General features: G+C 63.2%; 19 protein-coding genes. 6 read left to right on the top strand and 13 right to left on the bottom strand.

Annotated features, from left to right (window positions below; all coding sequences use genetic code 11):
- Positions 1-120: 120 nt before the first annotated feature.
- Together JQ609_RS29515 and aroC are read left to right on the top strand one after the other, a co-directional pair.
- Positions 121-720 (top strand): histidine phosphatase family protein, encoded by a 600-nt coding sequence (locus JQ609_RS29515; RefSeq protein WP_212276296.1) that lies wholly within the window; start codon positions 121-123, stop codon positions 718-720.
- A 103-nt stretch (positions 721-823) separates the two neighbouring features.
- Positions 824-1909: a chorismate synthase gene (gene aroC / locus JQ609_RS29510; protein WP_212276295.1), complete on the top strand. Its 1086-nt coding sequence runs from the start codon at positions 824-826 to the stop codon at positions 1907-1909.
- 112 nt (positions 1910-2021) lie between these two features.
- On the opposite strand, the gene JQ609_RS29505 is transcribed toward aroC, so the two are convergent.
- Both JQ609_RS29505 and JQ609_RS29500 read right to left on the bottom strand, forming a co-directional pair.
- The gene (locus JQ609_RS29505; protein WP_212276294.1) at positions 2022-2222 is read right to left on the bottom strand and encodes a hypothetical protein; all 201 of its coding nucleotides are present in this window, start codon (positions 2220-2222) and stop codon (positions 2022-2024) included.
- A gap of 171 nt (positions 2223-2393) precedes the next feature.
- On the bottom strand, positions 2394-2927 hold the full coding sequence (locus tag JQ609_RS29500) for an isoprenylcysteine carboxylmethyltransferase family protein (protein ID WP_212214079.1): 534 nt from the start codon (positions 2925-2927) through the stop codon (positions 2394-2396).
- 1232 nt (positions 2928-4159) lie between these two features.
- On the opposite strand from JQ609_RS29500, the gene JQ609_RS29495 reads away from it, so the two are divergent.
- Complete coding sequence (locus tag JQ609_RS29495; protein WP_212276293.1) at positions 4160-5347, top strand: adenylate/guanylate cyclase domain-containing protein; 1188 nt, start codon at positions 4160-4162, stop codon at positions 5345-5347.
- Between the two features lie 19 nt (positions 5348-5366).
- On the opposite strand, the gene clpS is transcribed toward JQ609_RS29495, so the two are convergent.
- Positions 5367-5672 (bottom strand): ATP-dependent Clp protease adapter ClpS, encoded by a 306-nt coding sequence (gene clpS / locus JQ609_RS29490; protein ID WP_211999152.1) that lies wholly within the window; start codon positions 5670-5672, stop codon positions 5367-5369.
- Positions 5673-5711: 39 nt separating this feature from the next.
- Complete coding sequence (locus tag JQ609_RS29485; RefSeq protein ID WP_212276292.1) at positions 5712-6983, bottom strand: tetratricopeptide repeat protein; 1272 nt, start codon at positions 6981-6983, stop codon at positions 5712-5714.
- A 294-nt stretch (positions 6984-7277) separates the two neighbouring features.
- Here JQ609_RS29485 and JQ609_RS29480 point away from each other — a divergent pair, with 294 nt between their 5' ends.
- Positions 7278-8147 (top strand): DUF1194 domain-containing protein, encoded by an 870-nt coding sequence (locus tag JQ609_RS29480; RefSeq protein ID WP_212276291.1) that lies wholly within the window; start codon positions 7278-7280, stop codon positions 8145-8147.
- Positions 8148-8230: 83 nt separating this feature from the next.
- Here the strand turns inward: JQ609_RS29480 and JQ609_RS29475 are convergent, their stop codons facing one another.
- From JQ609_RS29475 to JQ609_RS29435, 9 genes are all read right to left on the bottom strand, one after another.
- Positions 8231-9484: a methyltransferase gene (locus JQ609_RS29475; RefSeq protein ID WP_212276290.1), complete on the bottom strand. Its 1254-nt coding sequence runs from the start codon at positions 9482-9484 to the stop codon at positions 8231-8233.
- Positions 9477-10232: a TlyA family RNA methyltransferase gene (locus JQ609_RS29470; protein ID WP_212209002.1), complete on the bottom strand. Its 756-nt coding sequence runs from the start codon at positions 10230-10232 to the stop codon at positions 9477-9479. Before JQ609_RS29470 ends, JQ609_RS29475 begins: the two co-directional genes overlap by 8 nt.
- A 3-nt stretch (positions 10233-10235) precedes the next feature.
- Entirely contained in the window at positions 10236-10799 is a 564-nt protein-coding gene (locus JQ609_RS29465) for a nucleoside 2-deoxyribosyltransferase (protein WP_212209003.1), read from the bottom strand.
- A gap of 99 nt (positions 10800-10898) precedes the next feature.
- Positions 10899-12845: a 1-deoxy-D-xylulose-5-phosphate synthase gene (gene dxs / locus JQ609_RS29460; protein ID WP_212276289.1), complete on the bottom strand. Its 1947-nt coding sequence runs from the start codon at positions 12843-12845 to the stop codon at positions 10899-10901.
- Positions 12846-13170: 325 nt separating this feature from the next.
- Entirely contained in the window at positions 13171-14469 is a 1299-nt protein-coding gene (locus JQ609_RS29455) for a hypothetical protein (RefSeq protein WP_212276288.1), read from the bottom strand.
- A gap of 142 nt (positions 14470-14611) precedes the next feature.
- Positions 14612-14863: an exodeoxyribonuclease VII small subunit gene (locus JQ609_RS29450; RefSeq protein WP_065730974.1), complete on the bottom strand. Its 252-nt coding sequence runs from the start codon at positions 14861-14863 to the stop codon at positions 14612-14614.
- 79 nt (positions 14864-14942) lie between these two features.
- On the bottom strand, positions 14943-15869 hold the full coding sequence (locus tag JQ609_RS29445; RefSeq protein ID WP_212209006.1) for a histone deacetylase family protein: 927 nt from the start codon (positions 15867-15869) through the stop codon (positions 14943-14945).
- Positions 15870-15973: 104 nt separating this feature from the next.
- On the bottom strand, positions 15974-17635 hold the full coding sequence (locus JQ609_RS29440) for a bifunctional UDP-sugar hydrolase/5'-nucleotidase (protein WP_212276287.1): 1662 nt from the start codon (positions 17633-17635) through the stop codon (positions 15974-15976).
- Between the two features lie 143 nt (positions 17636-17778).
- On the bottom strand, positions 17779-18540 hold the full coding sequence (locus JQ609_RS29435) for a crotonase/enoyl-CoA hydratase family protein (protein WP_212209008.1): 762 nt from the start codon (positions 18538-18540) through the stop codon (positions 17779-17781).
- Positions 18541-18674: 134 nt separating this feature from the next.
- Between JQ609_RS29435 and JQ609_RS29430 the strand changes: the two genes are divergently transcribed.
- Both JQ609_RS29430 and JQ609_RS29425 read left to right on the top strand, forming a co-directional pair.
- The gene (locus JQ609_RS29430; protein ID WP_212209009.1) at positions 18675-19628 is read left to right on the top strand and encodes a ring-cleaving dioxygenase; all 954 of its coding nucleotides are present in this window, start codon (positions 18675-18677) and stop codon (positions 19626-19628) included.
- Between the two features lie 4 nt (positions 19629-19632).
- The gene (locus JQ609_RS29425) at positions 19633-20325 is read left to right on the top strand and encodes a phytanoyl-CoA dioxygenase family protein (protein WP_212276286.1); all 693 of its coding nucleotides are present in this window, start codon (positions 19633-19635) and stop codon (positions 20323-20325) included.
- Positions 20326-20446: the final 121 nt, after the last annotated feature.

The raw sequence follows: 20446 nt of genomic DNA, 5'->3' as shown, positions 1-20446 counted from the left end.
AGCGGATTTGGACTGTACCACGCTGGGGCGCTGGTGTACCTCCAACCGTAATGCCAAGCGCGACTGGAAGCCGCATGCCGCGCTCTCCCATTCGTCGCCTGAGGAATAGCCGCCAGTCCGATGCCTGCGCCTGTCATCTATTACATTCGCCATGGCGAGACATCGTGGAATGCCGAAGGGCGGCTGCAAGGCGTGCAGGACATTCCGCTGAACGATCTCGGCCGCAGGCAGGCGGCCCATGCCGGCAATGTCCTCGCCGATCTCCTTTTGCGCAACGGCCATGACAAGAATTCGCTTTCGTTTGTCGCAAGCCCGCTGATCCGCGCCCGCGCGACGATGGAGCTGGTGCGCGGCTCGCTGGAACTGCCGCGCGACGGCTACGCGCTCGACGACCGCCTGCGCGAGATCGGCTACGGCGAGTGGGAAGGCGCGACGCTGCCAGAGTTGCAGCGGCGCGACCCCGATCTCTATGCCAAACGCCAGGCCGAGAAATGGACGGTGTCGCCGCCGGGGGGCGAGAGCTATGTCGACGTGCAGGCGAGGATGCAGGATTGGTACGCGTCGGTGGCGGCCGACACCGTCGCGGTGGCGCATGGCGGCACGGCGCGGGCCCTGATGGTGGCGCTCGGCATCGAGACGCCGCTCAGCGCCGCCGACCTGACCATCGAGCAGGGGGCGGTTTACGTGTTCCGGGATGGGGCGCTGCGGAAGTATAGTTAATCCAGCCATCGTCATGCCCGGGCTTGTCCCGGGCATCCACGTCCTTCATAACGTTGACAATCAACGTGAGCGTTGCCTGTCAACGAAACCAGCGCGAAGCACCATGTCCTTCAACACCTTCGGCCACATGTTCCGGGTCACGACCTTCGGCGAGAGCCATGGGATCGCGATCGGCTGCGTGGTCGACGGCTGCCCGCCGCTGATCCCGCTGACCAACGAGGACATCCAGCAGGATCTCGATCGCCGCCGTCCCGGCCAGTCGCGCTTCACCACCCAGCGCCAGGAACCGGACGCCGTCAAAATCCTGTCCGGCGTGATGGCGCATCCCGAGACCGGGGTGCAGGTGACGACGGGAACGCCGATCGCGCTTCTGATCGAAAACACCGACCAGCGCTCGAAGGACTATTCCGAGATCAAGGACAAGTTTCGGCCCGGCCATGCCGACTTCACCTACGAGGCCAAATACGGCCTGCGCGATTATCGCGGCGGCGGACGCTCGTCGGCGCGCGAGACCGCGACGCGGGTTGCGGCCGGCGCCATCGCGCGAAAGATCCTGCCCGGCGTCAAGGTGCGCGGCGCGCTGGTGCAGATGGGTCCGCACAAGATCGATCGCGAGAAGTGGGACTGGGACGAGATCGCACGCAATCCGTTCTTCTGCCCGGACAAGGACAAGGCCGCGTTCTTCGAGCAATATCTCGACGGCATCCGCAAGAGCGGCTCCTCGATCGGTGCCGTGATCGAAGTCGTCGCCGAAGGCGTGCCGGCCGGCCTCGGCGCGCCGATCTACGCCAAGCTCGACGGCGAACTGGCGGCGGCGATGATGAGCATCAACGCGGTGAAGGGCGTCGAGATCGGAGCAGGTTTCGGCGCCGCCGAATTGTCGGGCGAGCAAAACGCCGACGAGATGCGCACCGGCAATAACGGCACGCGCTTCCTGTCAAACCATGCCGGCGGCGTGCTGGGCGGCATCTCCACCGGCCAGCCGGTCGTGGTGCGCTTTGCGGTGAAGCCGACGTCGTCGATCCTGTCGCCGCGCCAGACCGTGGATCGCTCCGGCGCCGACACCGACATCATGACCAAGGGCCGTCACGATCCCTGCGTCGGCATCCGCGCGGTGCCGGTCGGCGAAGCCATGATGGCCTGCGTGCTGGCCGATCACCTGCTGCGCCATCGCGGGCAGGTCGGCTGAACAGGTCTTGTAGTCTTGTAGGGCGGATTGGAGCGAAGCGTAATCCGCCGTTTTTGGATCAGCCAAGGCGGCGGATTACGCTTCGCTCCAATCCGCCCTACGGTCGACGGGCTTAATCCTTGCTGCCGTTATTGTTTGCGCACTGATCAGCAGATATGTCGGGGACATTGAACAAAGCAGCTGGCTTGGTCCGCGTGATCATTGCGTCGTAATTGCCCGCAAGGCGTAATAGGCGTTGCTTAATGAATGGATCGGCTTGAGTGGCGAGTTCACGTATTTGTCGTGCTCGCTCCTTATAAAAATCATCGTCCATCTGGGATCCCCACTAAACACCTCGATGGCTTATAGAGACGATCTCGTCTTGTTCATGTGATTGAGGACACAGTTCAGGCATTTTTTGCGAGTGCTAGCGGCGCCGGTGAAGCGTCCGAGAAGCATCCGAGACCGGTCGCGAGTAGCGGCTCGCACAACCGCGGGCCACCGATCATTTCGACCGCCATGGGGTCATCCGCGGTATCCAGCGCGGGACGGCGGCGCGGAACGCCTCGTACTCTCTCCCAAACGTCTGCTCGAGCGTGGGTTCTTCGTAGGCCACGACGAAGGCGTGGAAGGCGAGCCAGAGCAGCGCGCCGTAGACGATGAGGCGCCAATCGCCCATCAGCACCGCTTGACCCAGGATGATGGCAACGACCGCGACGTATATTGGATTACGCACATAACAGTAGAGACCGGTCACCACGAGATTCCGGGTTGGCGCGATGGGCGCGGGGGTGCCGAGACCCTGCAGCGCGAAACGCGCAAATGCGTCAACGAGCCCAGGCACGCCTGCGAGAATCATTATCGCGCCGATGCCGCGCGTCAGCTCCAGACCAAGGAACGGTGGCCGGAGTTGCCAACCCGTGATCGACCATGGAACGAGCCCCGCCAGCGTACATGGGGCGACCACGAAGAAAACCGCCGAGCCCAGCACGGCAATGGTTCGTTGCACGGCGGTTCCCGACACTCGCTGCGAGCTCATTCCAAGCTCCCTTGGTTTCACGCTCGCCAAGTTATCCCAAAAGCGGAAACCGCGCACGACCAAAGCCAATGCCACGACGGCAACGAGGCACGGCTCGCAGGGCAGATTGAGCCGACTTGTCCGCCGTAGCTCGCAGAGCGAAGGCGGAAGGCGTAATCCGCTATCCAGGTTATCGTCAGGCGATCATCTTCGCTAGAATCTCCGCTGGTCGATCGCGTGACGATCATTCGACATAGAGCTTTTGATAACACGGACCCCGTTTGCGATGTAGCCAAGGTGGCGGATTACGTCCGACAGGTCCGCTTTGCGCGGACCCGTTGGGCTCCAATCCGCCCTACCGACGTTGCTGCGTCCCCTCGCATGCAAGCGTAATCTTGAGGACTGCGTGCGACAAATCAACCCGACGGGCAAATCACTTCTGATTTATCGAAATCATGTCAAGTCCTAAATTTCCGAAAATCAAAACTATTTCGCTTTCCTTCCACCCAAATCACCGGCACATTCTCGCCATCCCGTCCCACTCAGAGGGCGTTGGCCATCGTCACGACGAGGGGCGGGTCGCGGTGGACGCCGATGTTGCGATTGACGGTCGCGGCTGAAGCGTACGGTGAAAGCGTGTGGTCCTGGCGCCCGTAACGGCGTCAAGTCCTGCGGGAGCTAACGCTTCCGAGGGGCGACGGTGGCAATAGAGGCCGTCTCACCGGGGAGAGCACGTCATAAGCCGTAAAGCCATTGCGCAGGGAATGTCGGATGTTCTCCGCTGCCCTGTATGCTCGTGTGCAGCTGTCTTAGCACAATCGCACGCGAGACCGCGGGTGCAGCGCGCATCCGGCATTCCCTGCGCCCTCTGAATTGAGAGGGTGGAGAATTTTCAACAACTCGGGCGCAATGCGTCGCGAGAATGCGAACACATATTCAGTTGTCGTCACCCGCGAAAGCGGGTGACCCAGTATTCCAGAGACGCTGATGATAGAACCGAGAAGCTGCGGCGTACTGGATCCCCGCCTGCGCGGAGATGACAGCGTCGTGTGGGGCCGCACTATCTCCGTCATTGCGAGCGCAGCGAAGCAATCCATGCATCTGTTATGCCGAGACGTGGATTGCTTCGCGGAGCCTGTCATCGGGCGGCGCTGCGCGCCGACCCGTTGGCTCACAATGACGCGGATAGACCCCCGGCGTGTTGCGATGTCAGCCTTGACGCGCGCTGAACTTGCGCGACAAATGCATCTGTCATGAACGCATCTGAATTGCAGAAACTCAAGGACTGGCTGGTAGATGGCGCGCGGTCGGCGGCGAACCCGGCGCTGGCGATGGCGGAAGTTTGCGAAGGGCTGGTCAAGGCGGGCATCCCGCTGTGGCGCGTCGGTGTTTTCATCCGGACCCTGCATCCGGATATCTTCGGCCGCAATTTCATCTGGAAGGCCGGCGCCGAGGTCGAGGTCGGCACGGTCGATTTCGGCATCCAGGATACGCCGGGATTTCACACCAGCCCGCTGTCAATCGTGTTCACGCAAGGACGCGAGGTCAGGGCTCACACCAACGATCCGGAGGCCGCGGCGCGTTTTCCAATTGTCGAGGATATGCGAGCCGAGGGCGCCACCGACTACGTCGCCCTGCCGCTGCCGTTCACCGACGGCGCCATCAACGCCTCGAGCTGGACCACCAGGCAGCCGGGCGGCTTTACCGATGAACAATTGAACGCATTGCGTTCGGTGCTCCCGCCGCTGACGCGTTACATCGAGATCATCAGCCTGCGCCGCACCGCCATGAGCCTGCTCGACACCTATGTCGGCAACCGCGCCGGCGAGCGGATCATGGCCGGGCAGATCCGCCGCGGCCATACCGAGTCGATGAATGCGGCGATCTGGCTGTCGGATCTGCGCGGCTTTACGGCGTTGTCCGACCGCCTGCCGTCGGAGACGGTCGTGGACATCCTCAACCAGTATTTTGACTGCCAGGTTGCGGCGATCCGCTCCCATGACGGCGAGGTCCTGAAGTATATGGGCGACGGATTGCTGGCCGTGTTTCCGATCGACGAATATGTCGGCGACGAGCAGCAGGTGTGTTCGAAGGTGCTCGAAGCCGCCCGTGAGTCCCGGGCCAGCGTGATGGCAATGCGGTATGCGATCGGGGACACGATCGAACGTTTTCGCTTCGGTCTCGCCCTGCATGTCGGACCAATTCTCTACGGCAATATCGGCGGCGGCAACCGGCTCGACTTCACCTGCATCGGTCCTGCCGTGAATCTGGCGGCGCGGCTGGAAAAGATCGCCAGCCGTCTGCAGCGCACGGTGGTGGCATCGGAAGGATTCGCCGGCATCTGCCGGGGAGGGTGGAGCGATCTCGGCGAGTTTCCGATTGCCGGATTCTCGAAGGCGGAGCGTGTCTTTGGCCTGGCCGACGAAACGCCGGCGGCCTAGCCGCGGTCAACCTGTCCCGCTATTCCTCGGGCTCGGTGGTGAACAGCAGCGGATAGCCCTTGGCGCGGCCGGCGTCGGTGGCGCGGGTCGCTTTGGTCTCGGCGACATCCTTGGTGAAGACGGCGACCACGCACACCCCGCGGCGGTGTGCGGTGATCATGACCTTGTGGGCCTGATCTTCGGTCATGCGGAATTCGGCTTTCAGCACCGTGACGACGAATTCGCGCGGGGTGTAATCGTCATTGACGAGGATAACCTTGTGCAGGCGCGGCCGTTCGGTCTTGGTTTTGACCTTTGTTTTTGGCTTGGCGACGGTATCGATCATTCCTGTGGCGGCTCCGAGCAAAACAGCTCCGCGCCGTTGTCAGCCGGCGCGGCAATCCGCCAGGCGCTGCGTCATGCTCTGATCGCCGCGGCTGACGGCCGTCTCGATCAGTTTACAGGCTCCGGGCCGGTCCTGAAACTGGGCGTTCTGCGACAGTTTCAGGTCGATCAGCGCGGCCATCGCGCCGGGTTCGTCGAGTTCCGCGGCCTCGGTGGCGTAATAGAGCAGATGTCTGGGATTCTTGATCCGGACTTCGGGGTTGCCTGCGAGGATGCGCACCACGTCGATGCGCGCGTCGAGGTCCCAAACGCCGGCCTGGTCGAGCAGGTTCGCCGCCTGCTGGACGTCGCGGGGCACCACCTTGCCTTCGAGATAGAGCCGTCCCAGCACGCCCTTGACGCCTGTCGTGTCGGTGCGTGCCGTGAGCAAAGCAAGGGCGCGCTTGGGATCGGCGGGCCCGCCTTCGCCGGCGATCAGCATTTCGGCCAGCGGCGGCGGCGCGCCGCCGGGATCGGACCGCAGGGACTCTTCGAGCAGCGTTCGCGCGCGAACCGGGTCGTCCTTGCGGATGGCGATCGCCAACTCCCGCCTGGCGCCGAACACGCCGGCCGCTGCCATTCGCTCGAGGATGTCGATGCCGCGGGCGCGTTCGTCCGGCCTGTCCGACGTCACCAGCAAGCGGCCGAGCAGCACCAGCAGGTCGGCCTTGCTCGCGTCTTTCGCCGGGTTGGCGACCGCACGCTCGGCCCAGTACCGCGCGGCAACCGGATCGCGTTTCACCGTAGAACCACGGTCCAGCAGGATCGCGAGCATCTGCGTGGAAAAGGCATGTCCGAGTTCGGCCGCCTTGCGCAGCGACTGATCGGCCTCGGCGCGCGTCACCATCGGCACCTTGTCGAGGTCGCCGCGGTCCCAGGATTTGTGATGCTCATAGAGTTCGTAATAGGCCTCGGCGTTGCCTTGTGCGGCGGCCTCGCGCAGCAGGGCCAGCGCCTCGACCTTCCTTGCGTAGGGCATCGACCGTGCCACCGCGACCTTGAAATGGGTATTTTCGGGCTCATTGACGAATGCCAGGGTGCAGCTCTCGCTCCGCAAGGTCCAGCGGCGCAGCGCCTCGTCGCTCATGTAGCCCTTGGGATTTTCGGAAAGGCGCAGACAGAGCTCGCCGGCATTGGCCGAATTCAGCGCCGGTTCCGCTGGCGCAGCCTCGGGCTGCGCCGCGCCCGACAATTTCGGTGGCAACAACAGCGCCGCCGCGACGGCGAGCGTGGAAAACAGCAGGACCGACGGCACGACCGCGCGCGGCGACATTCGCCGACGCGCAATTTCGGGACGTTTCGGGGGTATGTCCATGTCCACGCCATCTGCGGCCTGGTCGCCGCACGCCCCTTCTGTCGCGGTGAATGCCGGATTTGTTCAATCGGAGATCACGGTATTGCTTCGCTCTGTGACTGATCCTCACCATCGCGAATCGAGGCGCGGCAACGCTTGCCTCGAATCGAGGCAGTGGAGAGCTAACCCAAATGTGAAGGACAGATGATATCTGCCCTTTGCGCGGCGCAATTTGCGTGTCACCATTGTCGCCAGTCGACGGGAGGGCAGCTGATGCGCTGGTATGTCTCGATCGGAGCTGTGCTTGTGGCAGGCGTGCTCGCCGGTGGCGATGTCGCGGGGGTCGCCGCGCCGGGCACAAGGAACCAACTTGGCCATCCACCGAGCCGTCAATTGGCGGACAAAGCAGCCAACCCGACCGTCGATGTCGAACTGGTACTCGCCGTCGACGTCTCCTATTCGATGGACATGGACGAACTTGCGATCCAGCGCGAGGGGTACGCCCAGGCCATCGTCTCCAAGGAGTTCCTGCAGGCGCTGAAGACCGGCCCGCACGGCAAGATCGCGGTGACCTATTTCGAGTGGGCGGCTTCCACCGACCAGAAGATCATCATTCCGTGGCGATTGATCGATGGTCCGGAAACGGCGGATGCCGTTGCCAACGAGATCATGAAGACCCCGATCCGTCGGGCGTCGCGCACCTCGATATCGGGTGCGATCAATTTCGCCATGCCGCTGTTCGACGAGAATCCGCATCGCGGGTTGCGGCGCGTGATCGATATTTCCGGCGACGGTCCGAACAACAACGGTGGTCCCGTCGTCGTCGCCCGCGATGCCGCACTGGAGAAGGGGGTCGTCATCAATGGTCTGCCGATCATGGTGAAGGAGCCGTCCTATTCCACCATGGATATCGACAATCTGGATGCCTATTATGAGGATTGCGTGATCGGGGGGCCCGGCTCGTTCGTGGTGACGATCAAGGAGCGCGAGAAATTCAAGGAAGCGATCCGGACCAAATTATTGCTCGAAATCGCGGGCCGCACGCCGGAACGGGCGGTGGTGCCGGTTGCAGCCAAGGAGAAGGAGCCGCGGGTCAATTGCCTGATCGGTGAGAAGATCTGGCAGGACCGCTGGGGGCGGTGACGTCGTAGGATGGGTGGAGCGAAGCGATACCCATCATCGCTACTGCAACGGCGGTCGATGGGTTTTGCTTCGCTCAACCCATCCTACGATTTTTTCCGCACGAAGCGCGCCACCAGTTCGATATGCGGCGTGTGACGAAACTGGTCGACCGGGGTCACGCCTTCGATCGTATAGCCGCCGTCGATCAGGATTTTGGCGTCGCGCGCGAAGGTCGTGACGTTGCAGGACACCGCTACCACTGTCGGGATTTTGCTCGCCGCGAGCTGCGTCACCTGCGCCTGCGCACCCTGCCGTGGCGGATCGAACACGATCGCATCGTAATCGCGCAGTTCCTGCGGCATCAGCGGCCGGCGGAACAGATCGCGCGCCTCGGCCTTGACCGGCTTCAGCCCCGACGTCGATGTCGCGGCCTTCTGCAAAGCTGCTACCGCATTTGCGTCGCTGTCGAAGGCGGTGATCCGCGATCTGGTGGCGAGGCGAAGCGCGAACGGGCCGACGCCGCAAAACAGGTCGGCGATATGTTTAGCGCGCTTGCAGTGGCCGGCGACCAATGCCGCGAGCGCTTCCTCGCCGGCCACGGTCGCCTGCAGGAACGATCCGGGCGGCAGGGCTAGCTGGGCGGCACCGATGCTGACGACCGGCGGCGTTCGCATCAGCACCAGTTCGCCATGGCGCGTCAGCCGCGCCAGCTTGTGCCGCTCGGCGACATCAGACAATCTTGCGATCAACGCGGTCGCAAGCGCGCCGGAGCCACGCACGTCGACATCGAGGCCGCTGCTGGTGGCCGTGATCTGAATGTCGAGTGGCTTTCCAACCGAGATCAGCGGTTCAGCGATCGCCCAGGCGGCCTCAAGCGCGCCGTCCAGATGCGGGTCGAGGATCGGGCAACGGTCGATCGGGATGATATCGTGCGAACCGGCCGCCGCAAAGCCAACCTTGAGCACTTCATGCGTACCCATCCGCGCGTGCAAGGTGATGCGGCGTCGGCCAAGGCCATGGGCGTCGATCAGGGGGGCGACGTCGCAAGCAATCCCGGCTTGCGCCAGCGTCGTGACCACGATTTCCCGTTTCCAGGCGCGATAGGGCGCAGCGTCCCAATGCTGGATGGCGCAGCCGCCGCAGACGCCGAAATGCGGACAGAAGGGTGCTATGCGCGCCGCGCTGGCGCGTTCGACCTTGATCAGGCGTCGGCGGTCGGGATGACCCGGCACGTGCTCGACCTCGACGGTTTCGGTGCCGAGCGCGTAGGGCACGTAGACGCTGATGCCGCCGGCCGTGACGACGCCGTCACCGCGGTGGCCGACATGGTCGATGACAAGTTGTTCGGCTTCAGCCACGGCGCGCACCGAGGAAGAATTCGAAGTTGCCGTCGCCGCCGGTGATCGAGGATGGAAATACCTGGATGTCGGTGCAGCCCTGCGAGGTCGCGAATGCCGCGATGTCGTCGCAAATTTCCTGATGCACCATCGCATTGCGGATGATACCGCGCTTGGAGTGCTTTCGTGCCGCCTCGAACTGCGGCTTGATCAGCGCCAGCAGATGCATGGGGGCGGCCGCCAGCGACAGCGCCACCGGCAGCACCGCCTTCAGCGAGATGAAGCTGACGTCGATCACGACGATGTCGGGTCGTGCGGGCAGGCGCTTGCCTTCGAAGGCGCGAATATCGGTCGCTTCCATCGAAACGATCCTGGGATGGCCCTGCAGCGAGGGATGCAGCTGGCCGTGGCCGACATCGATCGCGAACACGAGGCTGGCGCCGTTCGCGAGCAACACCTCGGTGAAGCCGCCGGTCGATGCGCCGACGTCGAGGCAGACATGGTCTTCGATTTCGATCGGATATTGTTCCAGCGCGCCCGCCAGCTTGACGCCGCCGCGCGAAACATAGGGATGCGCGGGTTGCCCGGCGAGATTGGCGTCGGCGGCGATCAGGTCGGACGCCTTCGCGACCGGTTTGCCGTCGGCCGTTACGCCGCCGGCCTCGATCGCGGCGCGGGCGCGAGCCCGGCTTTCGAACAGGCCGCGTTCGACCAGCAGTACGTCCGCGCGCTTGCGGGAAGCAGTCTTGTTGTCGTGCGTGTCAGCCAATTTTCAGCTCGATTTACCTTTGACGTGATCCACCGCCAATTCGACGCAGGCCTCGAACGCGGTGAGGTCGTGCCAGACATCCGCAGACAGCTGACGCGGTGTCACCAGCGGGCAACCGTGCAGATCGAGCGCATGAATCATCATGAGATTATCCGGCCAGCCGAAATCTTCCACCGTAAGCCCCTCCGGATCGACGAGCCGCCCGTCGGCAGATGTCGTCACGTCGCACATTCGCGCGACGCGATCGCGATAGACAGTCGGGTCGTTGCTGTAGGCGAGACAGAATTTGCCGCGACCCGCCGCATAGCCGAGTTCATAGACCGTACCGGCGTCGGCACTGGGGCCCCGAAATGGCGTCAAATTGGCAATAATGGCATCCGCCGCATCCATCATCGCTTCATTGGCCTTGAAGATCGTAAGCGAAGCGTCGCTGGCCGACAGGTCGACGAGATTATCGAGCGGATAAAGTCCGGTCAGGCCTTGGCGGGCGCAGATTTCGGCCTTGCGCCGTCCGATCTCGATCGCGTCTGGCAGGAATACATCGGGGCCTGCCAGATAGATCTTCATGGGCTCACCGGGTATTTCAGACGCGTTTTCTTGACGCGAACCGGTTCCCACCCCGGATCAAATCCGGGGCAGGCCTTCGCCTGAAAACGCCATGCAATCTCAGGCGAGCTTGACCGTCTCGGCCTTGTAATCCTTGCCGAGCGCCTCGAACACCTTGGCCACGATGCCCTTGGCGTCGAGGCCGGCATAGGCATACATCGCGTTCGGCGAGTTATGGTCGATGAACTCGTCGGGCAGGATCATCGCGCGCATCCGCAGTCCACCGTCAAGCATACCGTTGTCGGACAACGTCTGCATGACGTGCGAGCCGAAGCCGCCGATCGAGCCTTCCTCGATCGTGAGCAGCACTTCGTGCTCGCGCGCCAGCTTCAGCACCAGATCGACATCCAGCGGCTTCATGAAGCGGGCGTCGGCAATCGTGGTGGAAAGGCCGTGCGCTGCGAGTTCGTCGGCCGCCTTTTCGCATTCGGCCATGCGCGTGCCGAACGACAACAGCGCGACCTTGCTGCCCTGGCGGACGATGCGGCCCTTGCCGATTTCGAGGGGAATGCCGACTTCGGGCATCTCGACGCCGCGGCCTTCGCCGCGCGGATAGCGCACCGCGCTCGGACGGTCATTGATCGCAACCTGCGTGGCGACCATGTGAACCAGTTCGGCTTCATCGGAAGCGGCCATGATCACGAAGTTCGGCAGACAGCCGAGATAGGCGTTGTCGAACGAGCCGGCATGGGTGGCGCCGTCGGCGCCAACGAGACCGGCGCGATCGATCGCGAAACGAACCGGCAGGCTCTGGATCGCCACGTCGTGGACCACCTGGTCATAGCCGCGCTGCAGGAACGTCGAGTAGATCGCACAGAACGGCTTGTAACCTTCGGTGGCGAGGCCGGCCGCGAACGTCACCGCGTGCTGCTCGGCGATACCGACGTCGAAAGTGCGGTTGGGGAAAGCCTTGTTGAAGATATCGACGCCGGTGCCCGACGGCATCGCCGCAGTGATAGCGACGATCTTGTCGTCCTTCTCGGCTTCCTTAACGAGGCTCTGGCCGAATACGTTCTGGTAGGCGGGCGCGTTCGGCTTGGCCTTGGCCTGCGCGCCGGTGGCAACGTCGAACTTGACGACGGCGTGGTATTTGTCGGCGGAGGCTTCGGCCGGGCCATAGCCCTTGCCTTTCTGCGTCACGACATGAACCAGGATCGGGCCGGTCTCCATGTCGCGGACGTTCTTCAGCACCGGCAGCAGATGGTCGAGGTTGTGACCGTCAATCGGACCGACATAGTAGAAGCCGAGTTCCTCGAACAGCGTGCCGCCGTCCATCATGAAGCCGCGGGAATATTCCTCGACGCGGTTGGCGCGGTTGGCGATGATCTTCGGCAGGCGCTTGTTGATCTGCTTTGCCGCCTCGCGCAGCGTGCGGTAGGTCTTGCCCGAGTAGAGTCGCGACAGATACGCGCTCATCGCCCCAACCGGGGGCGCAATCGACATGTCGTTGTCGTTGAGGATCACGATCAGGCGCGAGTTCATGGCGCCCGCATTGTTCATCGCCTCATAGGCCATGCCTGCTGACATCGAGCCGTCACCGATCACGGCGATAATGTTGTTCTTGCCGCCGGAGAGGTCGCGCGCCACGGCCATGCCAAGGCCGGCCGAAATCGAGGTCGAGGAGTGCGCGGCGCCGAATGGATCGTAGTCGCTCTCGCTGCGCTTGGTGAAGCCGGACAGACCGCCGGCGGTGCGCAGCGTGCGGATCCGATCACGGCGGCCGGTGAGGATCTTGTGCGGATAGGCCTGGTGGCCGACGTCCCAGATCAGGCGGTCACGGGGAGTATCGAAGACGTAATGGATGGCCGTGGTCAGTTCGACGACGCCGAGGCCGGCGCCGAAGTGCCCGCCAGTCACCGAAACCGCGTCGATGGTTTCCTGGCGGAGCTCGTCGGCAACCTGCTGGACCTGCTCGATCTTGAGCTTGCGAAGGTCATCGGGGGTGCGGATGGTATCGAGAAGGGGCGTCTTACTAAATTCGGTCACAGCGATATTCCAATTTTGCATGTCGGAGCGAATGGTCCGACGCGAGATGGATTGCGCGTTAACCGCGCAGCGAAAATCCAGAGCCCGGGTGCCATCTCGGCAGGCCGATTTCTGATTTGAAAGCCAAGATACACTCCGGATCGAGCCATGTGATCTACATCACGCTGGTCCGTTTAACCCTTCCCGGTCAGTTTCTTCAGCCATTTGAAGAACTTGCTTCCGTCGGAAATGACCGGCAGACTCTCCACAGCCCATAGAATTGCAAGCTTTACACCAAAGCGGCGGCCAAAGCCAACCCGCTGCTAGGTCAGGGTTCCCGGCCGTTCGGTTCAAAAACCTCGATTTTTTAACCGCTCCGGCGGGCGGAAGGTTCCATGCCGCCTAAATCGTCGGCATCCGGCGCGCCGGTCCTGGCGGTTTCGATCCGTTTCCAGGCCCATTCGCGCGCGGCCGGATCGCCGGTTGCAACCGCCAACGCGGCATCCGGAACGGCCATGCGCGCGCTCAGGGGGATCGGTCCGCAGACGATCATGAAGAAATCGTAGGCGTCGGGCTGTTCGTTGGCCATCACGAACTGGAAATGGACCCGGAAGAACTGCCAGCGGAAGGTCTCGTAATGGTCGGCCCGGACGATGTCGCGGAAACGCACCGCCACGATGGTGGGATTGCGCCTGATGGTGCCGACCTCGATGCCGTGGCTCTTGATCGGATCGAACTGGTAGAAGTTCATCACGTCCTTGCGTGCCTGGCAGTCGATCCAGTCGATCGACGGCTCGACGGCGAGCTGGCGCAGATGCTCGCGGAAATCCTTCGCCGCCGCGTGGAAGCCGATGATTGGTAAATTGCCGCCGATCGTCAGCAGTACGATGCGCGGACCGTGACGTCCCAGTGCGGGGTCGAGCTTAAGCGCGCGCGCCAGCATTTCGGTGCCCAGGAATGATCCGGAACTGTGGCCGACAACGAGGATCTCTTCGGCGTCACTCGAATGCGCCACATTGACGAGGTGCTGCGCGAAGCGGTCGAGGCGCTGGTCCCAGTCGGGGCGGGCGCGGTGCGCAAAGTCCCAGGTCCAGATCCAGTCGGACAGCAGATAGAGCACGTAAGTGCTGTTCTCGGTGTATTTCAGCAGGGTGCCGAGCAGTGCCACGAATATCGCGATCGAAGCGGCAATGCTGAAGGGCGCCGGGATACCCAGCGCATCGAGGCCCTTCATGAATACGAAGGCGATGCCGGCCGAGCCCAGGGCTTCCAGCAGCAGCACAAAATGCGGGTAGGTGATGAAGGCCGCGAAACGCCAGTTCGCACGTGTGAAGCGCGCGAGCGTGCCGTTGAACACCAGCCGCCAATAGATCCAGACCGCGTTGAGAACCGTGCGCCAGATCGGCGAGGCGAGGTCGCGCTGGATGAAGTCTTCGAAGCGCAGGAAGTCGTAGCTGGTACGGGTCTGCCAGTCGTCCGCCTTGGTCTCGATGGTCCAGGACGCCATCTCGTCGTCGGCTGCTACCTTGGGCCGGCTGATGGTGGCGGAAAGCTGGTACAGCCGGCCGAATTTCCGCAGTTCGGTACGGAACATGCGATAGTATTGCGCCAATCCGCGCGGATCGTACCCCTGTATGTAGATGATATGGCGGTGCTGAACGCGCACGAACTGTCCCCGGGTGCTGGCCGGACTATATCAGGCCGTTTTGCGCGCCAAGAACTAATTCGGCGGCTAATTGGGTAGCTAATTCGGCCGCTACTCGGCCCCTTGCGGGATGGCGGGTGTCACATTCGCCTAATGTTCCCGATTATTGCACGTCGAGCGGCTCGGTGCCGGTCACCTGTCCGCTGGCATCGGTGGTGATCTTGTCGACGCGGGCCTCGGCCTGCCGCAGCAACTCCTCGCAGCGCCGCTTCAGGGCCTCGCCGCGCTCGTAGATCGCAACCGATTCCTCAAGCGGGACCTTGCCGTCCTCGAGCCGCTTGACGATCGATTCAAGTTCCTCGATCGCGCGCTCGAAGCTCAGCTTTTTGACGTCCACTTGGGTGTTTTCGGCCATATTGTGTTCCCGGATGCGCAGATCAAATCGTGATGCGCAGAATCAAACGAAGTTTTTGCGGGCGTATTGTGGCGAGGTTTCAGGCGCCCATCAATGCGGTGACATGGGATGCGACCGACTCTTTCAGCCCCTGCAGATCGTAGCCGCCTTCCAGCACCGAGACCACCCGGCCACCGGCGCTTGCATCCGCGACATCCATCAGCTTGCGCGTCACCCAGCCGAAATCCTCCGCCTTCACGTTGAGCGAGGCCAGGGGATCGCGGAAATGCGCGTCGAAGCCGGCGGAGATGATGATGAGTTCGGGGCTGAATTTCTGCAGCTGCGGCAGGATCAGGTTTTCGAACGCCATGCGGAACTTGACGCTGCCGTCCTCCGACGCCAGCGGCGCGTTGACGATGGTGTCGTGCTCGCCGCGCTCGCCGGAGGCGCCGGTGCCGGGAAACAGCGGCATCTGGTGCGTCGAGCAATACATCACGGTCGGATCGGACCAGAAAATATCCTGAGTGCCGTTGCCGTGATGGACGTCGAAATCGACCACCGCCGCGCGCGCGATGCCGTATTTCCGCTGGGCATGGCGGGCGGCGATCGCGGCATTGTCGAAGAAGCAAAAGCCCATCGGCTTGCTCACTTCGGCATGATGGCCGGGCGGGCGGACCGCGACGAACGCGTTGTGATGGGCGCCGGACATGACCGCGTCGGTCGCGGCCACCGCACCGCCGACGCCGCGCATCACAGCTTCCCACGTCCCCGGCGACATCGAGGTGTCGCCGTCAATATAGATCAGGCCGCTGGTGGGCGCGATGTGGCGGAGTTCGCCGACATAATGCTCGCCATGGCACAGCGTCACGGAATCAAGACTGCCTTCCGGCGCTTCGCCGCGCACCAGCGCCTTGAAGCGGTCCTCGCCGAGCACCTCGGCGACCGCGCGCAGCCGGTCGGGACGCTCGGGATGTCCCGGCGGCGTCAGATGGTCGAGACAGGCGGAATGCGTCAGTAACAGCGTCATGCGAAATCCTGGCGTGCGGGCGGGCCGCGAACGCACAATCTAGGCGCTCGGCGGCCGCTCGGAAAGGGCCATGGTTCCTTCCCGCGGGGGAGGCGGACTGCACCTCAGTTGATTCGAGCGATGCGATTGACCGCACCGGGGGCGACCGGACTGTTGGCCAGGAAATAGCTGTTCAACGCGTCGATGTCGTAGACGCCGATTCGCGGGGCGGTTCCTTGGGTGAGGACCGTAAAGCCGTCGCCGCCGACCGCGAGGAAATTGTTGACAGTCACGCGATAGCTCCCGGCGGGGTCGATCGGCGCGCCGTTCAGCGCCATTCGCTCCGGGAGAATGCGCTCGCCGTCCGGCTTGCTGTTGTCCCAGGCGTAGCTGAAACCCTTCGAGACCTGCAGGATCCGCGGCCGTTTCGGATCGAACCATTGCTGCTCCAGCATGTCCTTGATCTGCTTTCCGGTCAGCGTCAGCGTCACCAGTTGGTTGCGGAACGGCTGGCTCGCGAACAGATCGGCATAGGTCACGGCGCCATCTTCCTTGCGCGTGATGTCGATGCGCACGCCGCCGGGATTGGTGAAGGCCATCACCGCGCTGCCGTTCGCAGGCGCACTGGTCGCGGCCAGTTGCGCGTCGGCGATGACGTCGCCGAGCGGGCTCTCGCCGGCATTGTTGGGCACGCGCGACAGCGTTTCCGTGATCGAGCCCGCCGGACGGTTGGCGATCGGCGCGGCAACCCTGTCATAGGCTTCGATCAGCGCGGTCTGCTCGGGATTCTTGGCGTAGGCCTCGGTGCGGACGATGGTGTTGTTGGCCCTGGCGCTGACGATGTCGCGGCTGGCCGGATCGAGCTTGACGTCGATGGCGGTAACGATGGTGCCGTATTTGTCGCCTGACGTGACCAGCCTGCCGTCGATCTCACAGACATAGGCCTGATGGGTGTGGCCGGAGACGACGATGTCGACCGCCTTGTCGAACTTCCTGACGATATCGACGATCGGGCCTGATATGCCCGGGCACTCATTGTAGTCGCCGGTCGGCAGGCCGCCTTCGTGAATCAGCACCACGATGGCCTCGACGCCGCGCGCCTTCAGTTCGGGGATCAGCGCGTTCACCGTCTCGGCCTCGTCGCGGAATTCGAGGCCGGCGGCGCTCTCCGGCGAGATGACGTTGGGCGTGCCCTTCAGGGTCAGGCCGATGAAGGCAACCGGAATGCCCTCGAAGGTTTTGATTTCATAGGCGGGAAGCACGGTCTTGCCGGTCGCCTTCTCGAAGGTGCTGGCGGCCAGATAGCGGAATTTCGCGCCGAGGAAGGGATGCGGCCCCTGACATTTGTCGACGGGATGGCAGCCGCCGTTCTGCATGCGCAGCAGTTCGGCCTTGCCTTCGTCGAACTCGTGATTGCCGACCGAGGAAATATCCAGTCCCATCATCGACAGCGCCTCGATGGTGGGCTCGTCGTGGAACATCGCCGACAGGAACGGGCTGGCGCCGATCAGATCGCCGGCAGCGACGAAGATCGAATTCTTGTGGCCGTCGCGAAGTTCCTTGACCAACGTTGCCATGTGCTCGGCGCCGCCGGCGGCGACGAACATCTTCTTGGTCTTGTCCTCGGGATCGGCGATCCGGATCCCGAACTGCGGCGGGCGGAGATAGCCGTGAAAATCATTGATCGCGAGAATGCGCAGATCGATGGGGGCGGGGGTTTGGGCGAGGGACGCGGCGGGAGCCAGCATGATCGCCGAAACAAGGATGTGACGAAGGAGAATTTTCATGGAGCTAACATGCGAGAGCGGTTTTCTGATTCCCCGTCATTGCGAGGAGCGTAGCGACGAAGCAATCCATTCTTCCTTTATGCGGCGCGATGGATTGCTTCGCTGCGCTCGCAATGACGGATGGGGAGGGAACGTCTTTCCCTCTACCCCTTCTTGCGGTCGAAGAATTTCTTGAACGCTGATATCGCTTCCTTGGAGCGCATCCGTTCGCCGAACAAATGGCCTTCCTGGTCGATCCGGCGGGTCATGTCCTCCGGCTGCAGTTTCAGCAGCTTGCGCGAGATCGCCACCGCTTCGGCCGGCAGCGCGCAGATTTCGCGCGCCACCTTGCGCGCTTCGGCCTCGGTATGCCCCGGCGCCACCACGACGTTGACGAAGCCGGCGGCGTGCGCATCGTCGGCGCTGAATTTGCGTCCCATCACCAGCATCGCGAACGCGCGCTGGTGTCCCATGGCGCGGGGCGCCAGCAGGCTGGAGGCGCCTTCCGGCACCAGCCCGAGATTGATGAATGGTGTCGAGAACGTCGCGGTATTGCTGGCCAGCACGTGGTCGCAATGGAACAGCATCGTGGTGCCGATGCCGATCGCGATGCCGTCGACGGCGGCGATGATCGGCTTGGTGTTGTGCGCCAGCGAATAGAGAAATTTTGCGGCGTTGGAGGCGCGGGGCAAATCGGGATTGGAGGTGCCGTCTTTGAGGAAATCCTCCAGATCGTTGCCGGCGGTGAACACGCCGGAGCCGCCGGTGATGATGAGGCAGCGGATGGCTGGATTGTCCTGCGCCTTGTTGATCGCATCGCTCATCGCGCGATACATGTCCTGGGTGATCGCGTTCTTCTTCTCGGGCCGCCGCATCGTGATCACGCGCGTTGCGTCTTCGTCGGACACTATGATGTGTTCGGTCATGGAGTTTGTCCCTGAACAGGCCGGCGACAGGGCCGCTGGCGAATAATCACACTATATCCTACATGATCATATCCTACATGATCCCGAAGACCCAAATCGCCGCGTTTGTTTTTCCTCGCGATAAGGATGATGCCATGCAGCTCACCGGAATTCACCACTTGACCGCGGTTTCGGCGAAGCCGCGCGAGAATCTGGCCTTCTACACCGGCCTGCTCGGCATGCGGCTGGTCAAGAAGACGGTCAACCAGGACGACGTCAGCGCCTACCATCTGTTCTATGCCGACGGCAAAGCCAATCCCGGCACCGACCTCACCTTCTTCGATTTTCCGGCGGCGCCGGAGCGGCGCGGCACCAATTCGATCTCGCGCACGGGCTTGCGGGTCGCGGGTGAAAAGACGCTCGGGTTCTGGCGCGACCGCCTCAAGGCGGCGGGCGGCGTGACTGGCGATGTCATCGAGGTCGACGGCCGGCTGACGCTGCCGTTCGAAGACGGCGAGGGGCAGCGCCTGGTGCTGGTCGATGACGGCGGGGCTGGCGCTTCCTCGCCCTGGGAGCGCAGTACGGTTCCGGCCGAGCATCAGATCCGCGGTCTCGGCCCGATCGTGCTCACCGTGCATGATTTGTCGCGTACCGCGTTGGTGCTGACCGAGGTCATGAACATGCGCCGCGTCCGCGACTATGCCGCGCACGGCGCGCAGATTCACGTGTTCGCGATGGGCGAGGCAAGGGACGAGAACAATCTCGCCGCCGAACTGCATGTGCTCGAGGACAAGGCATCGCCGATGGCGGGGCAGGGCGCCGGCGGCGTGCATCATGTCGCGTTCCGCACGCCCGACGAGGCGCAGTATCATGCCTGGACGCAGCGGCTGAACGAGCTGCGCGTTCGCAACAGCGGCGAGATCGACCGGTTTTACTTTCGCAGCCTCTATTTTCGCGAACCCAACGGCATCCTGTTCGAGATCGCAACCGACGGCCCCGGCTTTGCGACCGACGAGCCGATGGAAACGCTCGGCGAGAAACTGGCGCTGCCGCCGTTCCTCGAACCGCGCCGCGCGGCGATCGAAGCGGGGCTGAAGCCGATCGGGTAAAGGCATGACCATCGCTCTTTCTGCGAATGAAGCGGCGGCGTTCGCCGAGATTGGCGCGCTACGCATGCACGCGGCTCTTGGCGCGTCGGAATTGCGGGACCTTGAAGATTCGGTCGCCAATTTGCCCGCGGATCAGGCCGGCATCAGGCTTCACGGCAATGCCGAGGTGCGGCGATTTCTTGCGCCGCCGGGAGCCGTTTGGAAAGTCGTTGCCGCGGTCCTCGGTGAAAGCTGTCATCCCGTCAGAGCCATTCTTTTCGACAAGACAGTTTCGACCAACTGGGCGCTTGCCTGGCATCAGGATCGAACGATCGCCGTCGCTGGACGCGTCGAGGTCGCGGGCTTTGGTCCCTGGACCGTCAAAAGCGGATTGCTTCACGTCGCGCCGCCATTTGACCTGCTGGCCGGCATGGTGACGCTGCGCGTTCATCTCGACCCTGTACCGGCGACGAACGCGCCCCTTCTGATCGCGCCGGGATCGCACCGGCTGGGTCTGATCCCCGAACCCGAAGTAAAGAGCGTGGTTGAAAAATGCGGGAGCGCCGTCTGCCTGGCCGAGGTCGGCGATATCTGGCTCTATGCGACGCCTATTCTGCACAGCTCGGAAGCGGCCAGCGATCCGGTTCATCGAAGGGTCCTGCAAGTTGATTTTGCCGTCGGCGATCTTCCGGGCGGCCTGATCTGGCTCGGGGTGTGAAGAGCGCGCAGCCTGCTTCTTGCTCGGTGTCGTCCCGGCCTTGAGCCGGGACCCATATGTGGACGGCCCCCGTGCCACAAGAGTTTTTTGACGGTCTGATCGGATCGCTTGCATCCATATG

It is taken from the genome of Bradyrhizobium sp. AUGA SZCCT0169, assembly GCF_018130085.1.
Lineage (GTDB): Bacteria > Pseudomonadota > Alphaproteobacteria > Rhizobiales > Xanthobacteraceae > Bradyrhizobium.
Note: the sequence above shows the minus strand (reverse complement) of the source record. Positions and strands in the feature narration are given on the sequence as shown.

Bases quoted from the DNA above. Each gene is read 5' to 3' on its own strand.
- JQ609_RS29515 (WP_212276296.1), top strand. From the start codon at position 121: ATGCCTGCGCCTGTCATCTATTACATTCGCCATGGCGAGACATCGTGG.
- aroC (WP_212276295.1), top strand. From the start codon at position 824: ATGTCCTTCAACACCTTCGGCCACATGTTCCGGGTCACGACCTTCGGC.
- JQ609_RS29505 (WP_212276294.1), bottom strand. From the start codon at position 2,222: ATGGACGATGATTTTTATAAGGAGCGAGCACGACAAATACGTGAACTC.
- JQ609_RS29500 (WP_212214079.1), bottom strand. From the start codon at position 2,927: ATGAGCTCGCAGCGAGTGTCGGGAACCGCCGTGCAACGAACCATTGCC.
- JQ609_RS29495 (WP_212276293.1), top strand. From the start codon at position 4,160: ATGAACGCATCTGAATTGCAGAAACTCAAGGACTGGCTGGTAGATGGC.
- clpS (WP_211999152.1), bottom strand. From the start codon at position 5,672: ATGATCGATACCGTCGCCAAGCCAAAAACAAAGGTCAAAACCAAGACC.
- JQ609_RS29485 (WP_212276292.1), bottom strand. From the start codon at position 6,983: ATGTCGCCGCGCGCGGTCGTGCCGTCGGTCCTGCTGTTTTCCACGCTC.
- JQ609_RS29480 (WP_212276291.1), top strand. From the start codon at position 7,278: ATGCGCTGGTATGTCTCGATCGGAGCTGTGCTTGTGGCAGGCGTGCTC.
- JQ609_RS29465 (WP_212209003.1), bottom strand. From the start codon at position 10,799: ATGAAGATCTATCTGGCAGGCCCCGATGTATTCCTGCCAGACGCGATC.
- dxs (WP_212276289.1), bottom strand. From the start codon at position 12,845: ATGCAAAATTGGAATATCGCTGTGACCGAATTTAGTAAGACGCCCCTT.
- JQ609_RS29450 (WP_065730974.1), bottom strand. From the start codon at position 14,863: ATGGCCGAAAACACCCAAGTGGACGTCAAAAAGCTGAGCTTCGAGCGC.
- JQ609_RS29445 (WP_212209006.1), bottom strand. From the start codon at position 15,869: ATGACGCTGTTACTGACGCATTCCGCCTGTCTCGACCATCTGACGCCG.
- JQ609_RS29440 (WP_212276287.1), bottom strand. From the start codon at position 17,635: ATGAAAATTCTCCTTCGTCACATCCTTGTTTCGGCGATCATGCTGGCT.
- JQ609_RS29435 (WP_212209008.1), bottom strand. From the start codon at position 18,540: ATGACCGAACACATCATAGTGTCCGACGAAGACGCAACGCGCGTGATC.
- JQ609_RS29430 (WP_212209009.1), top strand. From the start codon at position 18,675: ATGCAGCTCACCGGAATTCACCACTTGACCGCGGTTTCGGCGAAGCCG.
- JQ609_RS29425 (WP_212276286.1), top strand. From the start codon at position 19,633: ATGACCATCGCTCTTTCTGCGAATGAAGCGGCGGCGTTCGCCGAGATT.